Origin of the sequence: Clostridium sartagoforme (assembly GCF_004794105.1) — a bacterium.
Lineage (GTDB): Bacteria > Bacillota > Clostridia > Clostridiales > Clostridiaceae > Clostridium > Clostridium sartagoforme_B.
Map to the genome: position 1 here is coordinate 89,401 of NZ_SRYR01000003.1, position 15,104 is coordinate 104,504.

The window sequence follows — 15,104 nt, forward strand, 5'->3', positions numbered from 1 at the left end:
ACAATAGATAAGCTTTTATTAATATGAGGAAAATAAAGATAGATTTATAAAATAACTACTTAATATAATTATAGTATAATATAATTATATTAAGATATTAATATGGGAGGGAAATATGACTAAGGTTTATTTAACAAGGCATGGGGAAACAGAGTGGAATGAAAAAGGTATAGTGCAAGGCTGGGGAGATTCTCCTTTAACTGAACTTGGGAAGAAACAAGCTAAGTGGCTTGGAGAAAGAATGAAGGATTTACATATAGATGTCATATATACAAGCCCCATTGGCAGAGCATTAAATACTGCCGAAATAGTGAAAGGGGATAGGGGCATACCCCTGATTGAATATGATGGTTTAAAAGAAATACAAATTGGTGGATGGGAAGGCTTGAACCAAGAAGAAATGAAAAGTTTAAGTGAAGATAATTACTATAATTTTTGGAATCTGCCATCAAAATATATACCAACTGGAGATGGAGAAACTTTTAATGAAGTGAAGGATAGAGCCTTTAAGGCAATAAGTGAAATCATAGAAAAAGAGAAAGGAAAAACTATTTTAATAGTAACTCATACAATTACTTTAAAATCTTACTTAACAGCATTGGAAAAAAGAGATATAGACACATTGTGGGATGAGCCTTTTATAAAACAGACAAGCCTTACAGAAATTAATTTCAATGATAAGGGTTATGAAATCCCATTATTAGCTTGTATGGAACACCATAAATACTCAAGAAAAGAATTCAACGAATTTGAGTAGAATAAAATAAATGTTGGATTAAAACGGCTTGGAGCAAAGCGACGTAACAGTAATCCAACATTTATTTTATTTCATTTAGTAACACCACATCTACAGTATTAAAGACTCTGGAAGTATATTATATCTAAATCTATTTACTTTTTTTACGAAATGCCAAAGGAGTCTTTCCATGGACTTTTTTGAACATTTTTATAAAGTTTCCACTATAATTATAGCCTAGGATGGTTGATATCTCTTCTATGCTTAATTCTGTTGTGGAGAGTAAATTTTCTGCTGTTGCCATTTTTATTGAAGTTGTATATTCACTTATGGACATATGATATTTTGCAGAAAATCCAGCTTTTAATTTTTGTTCATTTAAAAATACCATCTTACTTAAGGCGCTTATAGTAGGAGGATTAAATGCTTCCTTTGTTAGTATTTCATAGGCTTTTTGTATAGCATTAGCATCTGAGGCAGTTAATTTAATATATCTATCTTTTCCTATTTTGATTTCTCCATGATTTAATTGGTTAGTAAAAGTGTTTTCTGGTGAAGAAAATACTTCCTTTGAAAGTAGTGCAATGCATTCTAGGATTTTACTTTCTAAATATAATGAAGTTAGCTCATTTGCTTCAGACAAATTTCTTAAGTTTTGAATTATAGTAGCTATTTCTAAGGTAAGATAGCTATAAGTATAGTTGTAGATAAAGTTATCAAAGTTTATTGAATTTGGGAAATTAGGTTTAATAACTTCATCAAAGTATTTTTTATGTATGGTAATTTCAGCCCCATGAAAGTGCTGTCCTTTCTTCCAAACTTGTCTACCTTTTAGAGCCTTTTCAACTACAAAGAAGGAGGAAGGCGTAAAAGAAGATACAGGATTATTTTCAATTTCAAATTCTGTAACTCCAGAATAAACAGTTCCAAACCTCATAATTTCTTCTTTGTGATTAAAGGAAATAGCAAAATCCTTTGCTATTGTGTAATCACCAATTCCAAAAGTATAGTAACCCTCTCTAGAATATTCTATTAAAAATCCTAATTCAGGATTATTTTCATTTCTATAAATAGTGTAGTTACCTTCATTAAAAGCTGTAAAAGTCATATTTTTCAAAACTAATTCTTTAAATTCTTTAGTAGATCTTGAATTCATGTTTCTGTTACAAATAATTTATAAAAATATATAGGTATTGTTTAATTTTTATAGAATTATCGCAACAGTCACCTCCTTACATTTTCAAATTTAAAATAATAAATACAAGTAAAAGGGGAGATAATAACCTTAAACTTAATAATATTATATCAAATAATTATCCTAATAGATGTTAAAATTATTAAAATAGTTGCAAAGGTTGAATTGAGAATGAATATCACATACAATTACCACAGAAGAAAAGTATAAGGATTAAGACTTGTACTTTTCGGTTAATAGAAATTGAAATCTAGCATAATTGAATTTCTAAGTACGTGATTCAATTTCTAAATTTATTATCAAAAGAAAAGAATCAAAAGAATTGTAACCTAGGTGAAATCATAGATAAGATTTTCAACAACATAAAAGAAGAGGTGTAAATATGAAGAAAAATTTATTAAAAACATTAGTAGTATCTTGTTTAACTGCAGTAATGTTAGTGGGATGTGGCACTGGAAAGAAAGCTGAAGAAGGAACTTCATTAGGAAATACTATAACAGTTACAGATGTAAGAGGTGAAGTTGAAATTCCAGAAACCCCTAAAAGAATAGTAGATTTAAGTGGGAATAGTGATATTTTATCAGTTCTAGGATATAAGGTTATAGGAACAGCTAATAGTGATGCCTATGATTACACTAAATTCCCTTCATATTTAGAAGAGACTTTAAAGGGAGCAGAAATTTTAGGTTATAGCATGCAAGATACAATGGATGTAGAAGCAGTTATGAACTTAAATCCAGATTTAATAGTTATATCAACAGTTCAAGAAAAAATGTATGATCAATTAAGTGAAATTGCTCCAACAGTTATGATTCAATTAGAAGCTTTAGATTGGAAAGAAGATGTTAAAGCTTTAGCTAAGGTATTTAAGAAGGAAGCAGAAGCAGATAAATGGTTAGAAACTTATGAAGATAAGGCTGAAAAAGCTGGAGATAAGATTAAGGCTGAATATGGCGAAGATACAACATACCTTTCATTCTTAGCAAGTGGTGGACAATTCTTTGTATTTGATAGTGCTGGTTTTGGTGAAGTATTATATGAAGATATGGACCTTAAGAAACCAGAAGGAATGCCAGCTCAAAGTGATATCAGCCTTCCAGTAGTAACTTATGAAGGATTAGCATCAATAAAAGCTGATTACATATTCTTAATTGCAACTAAAGAAGACTTAGCTCAATTACAAAGTAATGCAATATGGAACAGTTTACCTGCAGTTAAAGAAGGAAAAGTAGTAGTATTAGATTCTTCTCCATACTTTAACCAAGGATATAGCGTTATAGGTAAAGATTTATTAGTAGATGAAATAGGTGTAATGTTAAATGAAACAAAGAAATAAGGGTAATATACATACAATAGTTTTTACAATTTGTAGTACCTTACTTTTAATATGTGGACTGATTCTAGCTGTTAGGCTAGGGTCTGTCCATATTGGCTTTTCAGAGATTTGGGATAGTATCTTTAATTATAGTGAAACTTTAGAACTTATGCTTATAAGAGATGTTCGTATTCCAAGAGCTCTATCTGTACTATTTACAGGGGGAATATTAGGAGTAACGGGTGCAATGATTCAAGGTGTTACTAGAAATCCTATAGCTGAGCCTTCAATACTAGGTGTTAGCCAAGGAGCAACTTTAGTAATAGCAATATTTTATGCATTAGGAATAACAATAAATACAAGAAATGTTATGATAGCTTCATTTATAGGAGCTTTATTTACAGGACTTATAGTTCTAGCTTTTATATCTAAGAAAGCAAATAATAATTCAATTGCTAAGATATTACTTGCAGGAACAGCAATGAGCACATTTTTTGTATCACTAACAACTATAGTTGGACTTTTATCTAATCAAAGTCAAATGATAGGTTTTTGGGTATCAGGTGGATTTAGAAATGCTAGTTGGTCAGATTTTAATTTAGTTTTTATAGTTGGGACAATAGGATTTATAATTGCAGTCTTATTATCTCCTAAGATAAATATCTTAAGCCTTGGAGATGATGTTGCAATTGGACTTGGACAAAACCCTCAAAAAATAAGATTTACAACTCTTATGGTAATGATACCTATGTGTGCAGCAGCAGTAGCAGTTGGGAAAAACATAGCTTTTCTTGGACTTATAGTTCCACAAATAGTTAGAAAAATCCTAGGAGAAGATTATAGAAGAAATATACCTTGTGCATTTTTACTAGGTGCAACACTTTTAACATATGCAGATATAGCAGCAAGAATGTTATTTGATCCATATGAAACTCCAATTGGAGTATTTACAGCCCTTATAGGAATACCATTTTTCATAGCAGTAGCAAGAAAGGAAAGAGGATAGATGAAGAAAAAAAGATTTAAAATAGCATTAATAATTCTATTAGTATTACTTGTTATATCCTTTTTCGTAACACTTTGCTGGGGAACATATAAGGTAACTCCTTTAGAAGTTATAAATACCCTTCTTGGAAATGGAACTAAGATGCAAAAGGCAGCTATAATTAATTTAAGGCTTCCAAGAATGTTAGTTGGAATAGCAGTAGCAGTAGCTCTTTCAACAGCGGGAGCAATACTTCAAACAATAACTAAAAATGACTTAGCAGATACAGGAATTATAGGTATTAATGCTGGAGCAGCAGTTGCAGCAGTATTATTCATTACATATTCAACAGGAAATTATTATAGTGAACTTGGACAGCTTTCAATATTTGTACTACCTTTTATGGCTATTGTTGGAGCTGGAGTAACTTCATTTATATTATATATGCTATCAAGCAGAAAAGGAGTTAGACCAAGAAGGCTGTTACTAATAGGTATTGGTCTAAATGCAGGGCTGAATGCTTTAATTACCTTCTTTACTTTTAGAGGAGGAGTTGGAGATTACAATAGAGTATTAGTTTGGACATCAGGTAGCCTTTGGGGAGCTGGATGGAGCTATGCCAAAGTTATAATACCAATAGTACTTTTAATGTTTATTATAGTATTACTAAATCATAAAAAATTAGATGTTTTAAATCTTTCAGATGAGCTTGCAACAGGACTTGGACTTAATTTACAAAAAGAGAGAAAGAAGTTTTTAACATTTGCAGTAATCTTAGCTGGAAGTGCAACTGCCTTTGCAGGTAATATTGGATTTTTAGGACTTATATCTCCTCATATAGCAAGGAAATTAGTTGGTCCATATCATAAGAACTTCATATCAATATCAGCAATTATAAGTATCATAATAGTTCTTCTTGCAGATGCAGTATCAAGAAATTTATTTTCTCCAATAGAAATTCCAGTAGGAATAACAGTATCAATATTTGGAGTACCATACTTTATTTATTTGATGATGAAGGAATAGAAAGTAAAGTAGCTATTATTTATATGAGTTATTAACAGAATTAATCCTTAGATATTATGTATGTTTGCTAGCTTTTATATGTATGGAGTAATAATTGAAGATAGTAATGATACAGACTAAGAAATAGTATTTAAGGAAGCTAGAAATGAATTACTAAGAGAAGAAAGAAATACTATTAAAAAATCTACAATATAATTGAGTTACTAAGATGAAAAAGATACAGATAAGTAGATGAGATATATAAAGGAGTACGGTTATGGAAGCTATTAGTGTAAAGAATCTAAAAGTTGCATATGAAAAGAATACTATAATTGAAAATATGAGTCTATCTATTCCAAAGGGGAAGATTAGCATAATAATTGGAGCCAATGGATGTGGAAAATCAACTTTACTTAAGACTATTGCAAGAGTGAATAAGCCTAAAGCTGGAGATATATTTATAAATAATAAGAACGTAAAAAAGATAAAAGAAAAAGATATAGCTAAAGAAGTAGCATTCCTGCCTCAAGGTCCAGTATGTCCAAGTGGTTTAACTGTAAGGGAACTAGTAGCCTTTGGAAGATTTCCTCATCAAAAAATGATAGGTGGACTTAATACTCATGATAAAGAAGTTATTGATTGGGCAATAGAAGAAACAGGCCTTTCAGAATTTGCAGATAGAGAAGTAGAAAATTTATCTGGCGGACAAAGACAAAGAGCTTGGATAGCTATGGTTTTAGCTCAAGAAACAGACATAATTATGCTGGATGAACCAACAACTTACTTAGATATGTCTTATCAACTGGAAGTATTAGAAGTTTTACATAGATTAAATAAAGAAAAAAATATTACAGTAGTTATTGTATTGCATGAACTAAACAATGCATGTAGATTTGCAGATAATATTATTGGACTTAAAAAAGGTGAAATTATCTGTGAAGGAAGACCAATAGATGTAATTAATAAAGAATCTTTAAAAGAAATTTATGGAATAGATGCAAATCTTCAAGTAAGTGAAAATGGAGAATATCCAGTATGTATGGAATATGAGCTACTTAGAGAAGTAGTTTCATAGAATGTCAGCTACTTAGGGAGGACAAATGAAAAATAAAAATTTTATAATAATAGTAATAGGGCAGATTATTTCCCTTTTTGGAAATGCAATTCAAAGATTTAGTATGTCCTTATACTTATTGGACTTTACAGGAAGCACAGCAACCTTTGCAAATATTTTAGCAATATCAACTATACCCTATATTTTATTTGCACCTATTGCTGGAATGCTTTCTGATAAGATAAATAGAAAAAAGATAATGGTTTATTTAGATCTTTTCTGCTCAGTTATTATTGGTATATATGCATTTATATTATTAAGAGGAAGAGATCATGAAATAATAGTAGCTGCAGTAATGTTTATATTATCAATTTGTTACACGCTATATGGACCAGCAGTTACAGCTTCTATTCCTCAAGTAGTTGAAGAAGATAAACTAACTTCAGCTAATGGAATAATAAATCAAGTTGGATCAGTAGTAAATTTTGTAGGACCAATATTCGCAGGAATTCTTTATGGATTAGTTGGAATAAAGGCAATAGTTATAATAAATGCTGTAAGTTTCTTTTTCTCAGCTATAATGGAAATGTTCTTAGATATACCTGATGTTGGTGAGAAGAATTTAGAACATTCTGTTAAGGAAGTTACTAAAGAAAATGCTTCTACAAAAGTATTCTCTATGAGCTTTATAAAAAACTCATTTATAGAGATGAAAAACAGTTTTATCTATTTAAAGAAGGAAAAGAAAATAGTTTTAGGGATTATAGCTTCCTATGCTATGTGCAATATATTCTTAGTACCTATTTTATCTATAGTTGCACCTTATTTTATAAATGTATTCTTAGGATTACCTTCAGAAGTTTATGGGATAGTAGAAGGAATATGCGTTTTAGGAATGATATTAGGTGGACTATGGATAAGTGTAAAGCCAAAGATGTTTTCTATGAAAAAGGCACATTATACTTATTTTCCAATGCTTTTTGGAGTTTTATTAATGTCAACTTTAGGAGTATTAAAAGCAGGTAATTATGCCTTAGCAGGAGTTTTTGCAGTAGGAGGGCTGGCTATAATGCTATCATTGTCCTTATCTAATGTATTGACTCTAACTTATATACAAAAGGAAGTGCCTCAAGATATGCTTGGAAGAGTATCAGCTTTTTCAACAGCAGTAGCAACTATAAGTGTAGCTCCAGGACAATTACTTTACGGACAAGTAATAGATGCTGGATTCACTATAGGATCGATATTACTAGTAACAGCAATAATTAATGTTTTATTAATTATGTTTATTAAATGGAATGTAAGAAGCTTATAAAATGGAAAATTAAAAAATAGCTCTAATTGGACATAATATTATCGATTTATGTTTAATTAGAGTTATTATGATATTAAAAGAAAAATTTAAAATCTCAAAATATTGAGATAAATTAGCAAGATACTAATATATATCCATCAATATCTAATATATAATTTACTTATACAGTATAGATAAAAACTGTATTAGATTATATATTTTTTACATGTTCTATAATATAGAAGAGAAGGTATAAAGGGGTGGTAAATAATAGAGTATTGGGAGGAAGTATTATAATCACAAATTTAAGAGAAGGGTAGTGTGTATTATGGTTAGTATCCTTAAGGGAAGTAAGAAGAGGCTTGGAGCTGCATTAACAGCTTTCATAGTATTTTGTACATTTATATTTCCGTCTTTACATGTATTAGCAGTACCAAAAACAATGGCACATATAAAGGCTGGAAGTGGTAATGGTAATGGACACTTTGGAAGCAATACTCCAGAGTTATTTGTATTATCAGATAAAAAAGATATTACAAATGAGTCTATTAGCTTCCAGATGAAAGTAGGAAGTGAAAAAAATGATACAAGATTTCGTTTTGTGACCAAATATGTAGACGATAACAATTGGGGATATGTCGCATATGATGGAGCAACAGGTTGGTTTACAGAATATAAGAATGATGGTAAATCAGAATATCCTGGAATTACAGGGCTGCCAGAATTAAACAAAGACGATATTGTAAACATTAGTGCAGTATATGAGGAAAATGGACTTAAACTAAAGGTAGATAATAAAACAAGTGGTAAGAGTGGAGAAGCTTTAATTAATACAGCTGATTTTATTAGTTTAAAAGATAAAGCAGGAAAGATTGGATTTGGAGCAGCTACGTATCAAACTGCATACACTGATATCTATTTTTCAGATGTAACAATTGGAGAATATAAGTACACAGATTACAATGCTTGGACATTATATAAAGATAACCTTGCAGGTCAAGTATGGGAACCATCTGTAGTAGTTACAGATAAAGAAGAACCAGAAAATCCATCTGAGCAAGGTCAAAAGTGGATTAAGTTAACAGGTGGATCTAAAAATGGCGGTGGACATGCTTATGGTAATCCAGCAGTAGCAGCACCAGTTTTATTACTTGACAACGATAAGAAAATGGAAAAGTCAGGAGAACTATCACTAAAATTAAAACCAAGTAATAATTGGGGAGTTTTTCATACTTATGTAGACGATAACAATTGGTTATATATAGGATATGATTCATCTAGTAAGTGGTATTATCAATATAAGTTAAATGGTACTGAATCTTACCCAAGTATTTCAGGGTTACCAACGCCTGTAGAGGGTGAAGAACTACAAATGTCTATATCCTTAAATAATGAGACATTATCAGTAACTGTTAATGGAACTACAGCTAGAGTTACTAATCAAGCTTTAATTTCCTTTGCTGACAAGACTTCCGGAAAAGGAAGATTTGGTGTAAAGACAAATGGAGCAACTTCCATTTCATTTGCAGATGTAAAATATAACGGAAAAAGCGCTATGGAAGACAAGTGGGTATTTGCTGCAGAGCGTACAGGACAAAAAGTAGAAGAAGTATATTCAAAGCTTGTACCAGTATCAGGAACTGTTTTGGATAAGGATGGAAAGCCTATTCCAGAAGCAGTTATACGTATAGGAGCAAACTCAGTTAAAAGTGATGTTAATGGAAAGTATCAGTTTGATGGTATAGAACTTGGGGAATATAATATGGCTGTTACAAAGCCAGGATATGAGGCGTATTCTCAAGTTATAAATATTGAAGATAAAGAAAATGTAGTAGATATTAAATTAGAGAAAAAAGCAGACATAGACTTATCACAATATGATACTATTTCGTCAGATGAAATGAAAGTATATATTGGAAAGACATTCCCTGTTGTTGCTAGATATCAAATTATTAAAGATGGAAAGGAAGTAGAAGGACAATATTTCCGTGGTAATGAAACTAAACTTAATACTGTAGCAATCAATGGTATAAAAATTGAACCAACTGTTACAGTTAAAGAAACAAAAGCAGATTATAGAATATATTCAATGCATGTTGAAAATGCTGAAAATAAAATAAATTTTGATATGGAAGTAAAAGTAAGCGTAAAAGAAAATGATTTAACATGGGAAGTTACAGAGCTTACAAAGGCAGATGGATCTGCAAAGATTGGAACTATTGATGTTCCAGGATTAAATCTTTTAACAGTAGATGCTGTAGAAGAGGGTGCTAATTTTGCAGGAGCACAAACATCTACAACTACAACATCAAGTGGTGATGTATTTATTGATTTTGAAAATGGATTTGTTCCATCAAAGACAGATTCTTATTTATATGGATTCCTTACAAATAATAAGTTAAGTGCAGGTCTTTTCAGTAATTCAGAAGCTGAAGGAGATAAACGTGTTGTAAGAAACAATGGTGCAGATACAATGAGTCTTACAAGTGCTCCATGGTACTATGAATTAGGAGATAAAAATGGACAAAAGGCTGCAGCAAAATATAAAGATGGTTATCCAGTAAGTGATTTACCAGTTGCAAAAGTTGCTATTGCAGCAGATGAAAATGGAGATAATGATATTGACTGGAATGATGGAGCTCTTGCATTCCGTGATATTATGAATATTCCTTATGAAGCAGATGTAATTAAGGATATGGTTAACTATCGTATCGTTATGAACTTTGCAAGTATGGCATCTAACCCTTATTTAACAACAGCTGATAATATTAAGAAGGTCTTCCTTGCAACAGATGGACTTCCACAATCAGTTATGTTAAAGGGATATGGAAATGAGGGTCATGATTCTGCCAATTCAGAATATGCGGATATTGCAGAACGTGAAGGTGGAGTAGAAGATTTCCAAGACTTAATTAAAATTGCACATGATTATAATACAGAAATCGGTGTTCACATTAATGCACAAGAAGCATATCCAGAAGCAGCTTCATTTAATGAAGATATGTTACAAAAGCCAATAGGAAATGGATGGGGATGGTTAGACCAATCTCATGTAATCGATAAACTTTGGGATTTATCAACTCAAGCAAGATGGAAGCGTCTTGTACAATTATATGATCGTATAAATGGAACAAGCTTCTATAATAGAGAATGGCCAAATGCAGTAGTAAATTCACTAGGTGAAGTAACTGCAAGTAAAGAAGAAATTAAGGCTGATGCTGAAAAACGTAAAGATAATATGGATTTCATCTATCTTGATGTATGGTATCAAGATGCATGGGAAACAAGAAATATTGCAAAAGAAATTAATTCCCTTGGTTGGAGATTTACAACAGAATTTAGTGCACAAGGTGAGTATGACTCTACATGGCAACACTGGTCAACAGATGCAGTTTATGGTGGTGCAACTTCAAAGGGCTTTAATAGTGATATTATAAGATTTATTAGAAATGACCATAGAGACTCTCAAGTATTAAATTATCCTGCATTCGGAGGAACAGCAGATAATCCATTACTTGGAGGTTATAGACTGTATGGATTTGAAGGATGGGGTGGAGATAGAGACTTTAATGAATATATTCTTCAAACATTTAATCAAAACCTACCTACTAAGTTCTTACAACATTATATTGTAACTGATTGGGAAAATTACGAAGAAGGACAATCACCTGTAGGAAATCATGAAAAAGAAATTACATTAAAAAATGATGCAGGAGATACAGTTGTTGTAACAAGAAAAGAAGAACAAAGAAATGATGATAATATTGAGCGTATAATTACTTTAAATAATAAAGTAGTTTTAGATGAAGTAAAATATTTATTACCATGGACAGACGAAGATGGAACAGAAAAATTATACCACTGGAATTTAGATGGTGGAACAACAACATGGGAACTTCCAAATGGATGGGAAGGTCTTGGAAATGTTGTAATGTATGAATTATCTGATCAAGGACGTATAAATGAAATAAGTGTTCCTGTAACTAATGGATCTGTAACTTTAGAAGCTAAAGCAGCAACAGCATATGTATTAGCAAAAGGTGCTGAAGTTAAAGAACTAAAAAATGATTTTGGCGAAGCTGATTATGTAGTAGATCCAGGATTTAATGGATATGCTGCAGGAGAAAAATTATCCAAAGATGAATGGTCAGGAGATATAGAAGATGAATCAGTTGTAATAGAGAAAGCAAATACAGGAGATCAAAGACTAGCATTTAATAGTCCTTCTGAAGATGTATCAGTAACTACAACTATTTCAGGATTAAAGAAAAATACAAATTATGTAGCAGAAGTATATGTAGAAAATAATAGTGATGAAAAGGCTACAATAGAAGTAAATTCAGGAAAGAAGACAGTTTCTAACTATACTGAACGTTCTATTTTAAATAACTATGTAAAATCAGACCAAAAGAATGGAAGTAAAATGCAACGTATGCAAATTTCATTTACAGCTGAAAAGGATACAGCAAAATTAACTTTATCTAGAGCAGCTGGAGAGGGATCTACTTATATGGATGATATCCGTATAGTAGAAAAGTCATTAGATAACTTTAAGGAAGATGGAACATTTACACAAGACTTTGAAACAGTAGTACAAGGATTATATCCATTTGTATTAAGTTCTGCACAAGGAATTTCAGACCCTGCAACACATTTATCACAATTAAATGCTCCATATACACAAGCAGGATGGAATGGAAGAGTAATTGATGATGTAATTGAAGGAAATTGGTCATTAAAACATCATGATGCAAATACTGGAATAATTTATCAAACACTTCCACAAAATTATCGTTTTGAACCAGGTAAGGTATATAATGTAGAATTTGATTACCAATCAGGACCAGATAAAGCATATGCTATGGTAATTGGAGATGGAACAAATTATACTGCGCCAACAGAAGAACAATATCTTGCAATAGCTCGTGGAGAAACTAAACATGTTAAAATGCAAGTTATTGGTAGCGGAAGTGGGCAAACTTGGATTGGTCTTTATCAAAATGCAAGCAAATCAGGAACTGGTGCAATGGGGCAAAGAGATTTCACTCTAGATAATCTTGTAATTACAGAAGATAAAGATGCAGTTGCAGTTACACTATCAAGTACTAACCTTTATAAAGGTGAAACTTCTGAAATATATGGAAGTCGTCTAGATGAAATTAAATGGAAATCAAGTGATGAAAAAGTAGCAGTTGTAGATAAAGATTCTAATGTTGTAAAAGCATTATCAGCAGGAAATACAACTATTACAGCAACACTTCCAGATGGAAAAGAAGTTGTATTTGAAATGAAAGTTATTGGGGATGTTGTAATAGATATTCCAAGAGAAGAATTTAGTGAAATAAGTTCTAGTGCAAATACTGAACAAGTATCAGGAGAACCAGCAGGAAGTGGAGTAGCTTCTGCAGCAGCAGATGGGAAGTCTTCTACTTACTGGCATTCACAATGGAGTGGGGCAGGATTTGTTGTAAGTAAAGAAAATCCAGCTATCCTAACTGTAGACTTAGGAAAAGAAATGAAAATAGGTGGAGTTAAATTCCAACAAAGACCAAGTGCAAATAATGGTATTGTAGAACAATTTAAATATGAAGTATTAGATGCAGAAGGAAAAGTTTTAGAAACTTCAGATTCTATCACTGCTTTAACTTCAGAGATGCAAGGTGGAGCATGGGTAACTGCTAAATTTAAAGAAACACTTAATGCAAAAACAATTAAGATTTATGTAGAAAAAGGTAGAGGTAATTTTGCAGCAATAGCAGAGGTTGCACCAATTATCTTACACAAGGTAGCAGATACAGCAACATTAGAAGATGCAACAATGAATATAGGTGGAAAATTAACATTAACACCAAAGCATCCAGAAAATACTGTTCTAAAGGGTATTGTATGGAGTTCTTCTAATGAAGATGTAGTAACAGTAAATCAAAATGGTGTTGTAACAGCAGTAAAAGCTGGAACTGCTAAGGTTAAAATAACAAATGCAGCAGGTCTAATGGCAGAGGCTACAGTAACTGTTGAAAAGAAGAAGTTAAATTATAATAAATTAGAAAATGCTATTAAAAAAGCAGAAAAGATTGATTTAACTAAGTATAAGGATGGAGCTGAAAAAGATGCATTTGTAAAAGCATTAAAAGATGGAAAAGCTTTAATTGATAATGCAGCTTCACAAGATGAAATCGATAATGCAGTGAAAGTTCTTACAGAAGCTCAAGCAGCATTAAAACTACTAGATGTAGAAGAAGTTGACAGAAGTGAATTAGGAAAAGTAATTGCAGAATATGAAAAGCTTGACTTAGATAAATATAAAGATGGATCAAAGAAAGATGCATTTGTAAAAGCATTAAAAGAAGCAAAGGATGTATATAAGAATGCATCAAAACAATCAGAAATAGATAAGGCTCTATCAAAATTAAAGAAAGCTAAAGATAATCTAATAGAAGTAGAACCAGGAAATCCGGAAGTACCAGAAACTCCAGAGACTCCAGAGACTCCAGAGACTCCAGATGATAATGTAGTAATTAAACCTTCAGGGGATAAGGTTATTGCAGAAGTATCTAAGATTAACCCTAATGAAAATAATGAAATTAAGGTTAATACTGATTCTCCAGCTAAGAAGGTAGATATTGTAATTAAAGATATTGAATCCTTAAAGAATGGAACAGGATCTTTAAATATTACTGTAAATAATGGAGTTCAAATAAACTTACCATTATCAGCAATAGATAAGAGTCTTTTAGAAGGGGCTAAGGATGTTACTATTAGCCTAGAAATAATAGAAGATTCTGCCATATTAAAGGATATAAATGCTGTTAATAAAGTATTTGACTTTAAATTAATAGTTAATAAGGAAGATGGAAGCACATTTATCCATAACTTTAAAGACGGACAAGTAGAAATAACTATAAGCTTAACAGATAAAGAACTTGAAGGTCTTAATAAAGATAATCTTGTAGTATATTATTATAATGAGGCTGAAAAGAAATTTGAAGCTATGGAAACTGAAGTTAATGGAAATAAAGTTACATTCAAAACTTCTCACTTCTCAAAATTTGTAATAGCTGAAAAATTAGTTGATAAAGGTACAACTAATCCATCAGATACTAATAGTAACACTGAATCTGGAAAAGGAAACTTACCTAATACAGGAGCAGTAGTATCAACTTCAGTAATATTAGTTTTAGCATTAGCAGCAGTAGTAGTTGGTGGAGTATTATTTATAAGAAAAAAGAAACATGCATAAAAGAGATTAATTCAATATATTGAATTAGTTAATTAATAAGAATTAATCTAAATTTACAAAATTATAAAAAGTTTAATATAAGATATAAAATTATAGAATAATTAAATCTAGTTTTACAAGAGTATAGTATAACTATCAAGTTTCAATCCCTTACAAGAAAATTGAGATATATTATATTAAGCAAACTATCAAATTAATAGATAGGATAAGACTAAGATAACAAAAATAGAAAAGGGTATGAATGGCATTCGAAAGAAAGCTAGATCATGTCCTTTTCTTT

General features: G+C 31.1%; 8 protein-coding genes. 7 read left to right on the forward strand and 1 reads right to left on the reverse strand.

Annotated elements, in window-relative coordinates; all coding sequences use genetic code 11:
• Positions 1-115: 115 nt before the first annotated feature.
• A complete protein-coding gene (locus E5347_RS08895; protein ID WP_136006548.1) occupies positions 116-757 on the forward strand; it encodes a histidine phosphatase family protein in 642 nt (213 codons plus the stop codon).
• A 130-nt stretch (positions 758-887) separates the two neighbouring features.
• Here E5347_RS08895 and E5347_RS08900 read toward each other — a convergent pair whose 3' ends face one another.
• Positions 888-1,892 carry a helix-turn-helix domain-containing protein gene (locus E5347_RS08900; RefSeq protein ID WP_136006550.1) on the reverse strand — a complete coding sequence of 335 codons (1,005 nt, stop codon included), beginning with the start codon at positions 1,890-1,892 and terminating at the stop codon, positions 888-890.
• A gap of 421 nt (positions 1,893-2,313) precedes the next feature.
• Between E5347_RS08900 and E5347_RS08905 the strand changes: the two genes are divergently transcribed.
• The 6 genes from E5347_RS08905 to E5347_RS08930 all read left to right on the forward strand — a co-directional run bounded on the left by E5347_RS08905 (position 2,314) and on the right by E5347_RS08930 (position 14,824).
• On the forward strand, positions 2,314-3,267 hold the full coding sequence (locus tag E5347_RS08905; protein ID WP_136006552.1) for an ABC transporter substrate-binding protein: 954 nt from the start codon (positions 2,314-2,316) through the stop codon (positions 3,265-3,267).
• Positions 3,251-4,252 (forward strand): FecCD family ABC transporter permease, encoded by a 1,002-nt coding sequence (locus E5347_RS08910; RefSeq protein WP_136006554.1) that lies wholly within the window; start codon positions 3,251-3,253, stop codon positions 4,250-4,252. The genes E5347_RS08905 and E5347_RS08910 overlap by 17 nt, the downstream gene beginning before the upstream one ends.
• Positions 4,253-5,257, forward strand: a complete 1,005-nt coding sequence (locus tag E5347_RS08915; RefSeq protein ID WP_136006555.1) for a FecCD family ABC transporter permease — start codon at positions 4,253-4,255, stop codon at positions 5,255-5,257.
• A gap of 256 nt (positions 5,258-5,513) precedes the next feature.
• The gene (locus E5347_RS08920) at positions 5,514-6,311 is read left to right on the forward strand and encodes an ABC transporter ATP-binding protein (protein WP_136006557.1); all 798 of its coding nucleotides are present in this window, start codon (positions 5,514-5,516) and stop codon (positions 6,309-6,311) included.
• A gap of 25 nt (positions 6,312-6,336) precedes the next feature.
• Positions 6,337-7,605 carry an MFS transporter gene (locus E5347_RS08925; protein WP_136006558.1) on the forward strand — a complete coding sequence of 423 codons (1,269 nt, stop codon included), beginning with the start codon at positions 6,337-6,339 and terminating at the stop codon, positions 7,603-7,605.
• 307 nt (positions 7,606-7,912) lie between these two features.
• Positions 7,913-14,824 (forward strand): endo-alpha-N-acetylgalactosaminidase family protein, encoded by a 6,912-nt coding sequence (locus E5347_RS08930; RefSeq protein WP_136006560.1) that lies wholly within the window; start codon positions 7,913-7,915, stop codon positions 14,822-14,824.
• The last annotated feature ends 280 nt before the right edge of the window (positions 14,825-15,104 follow it).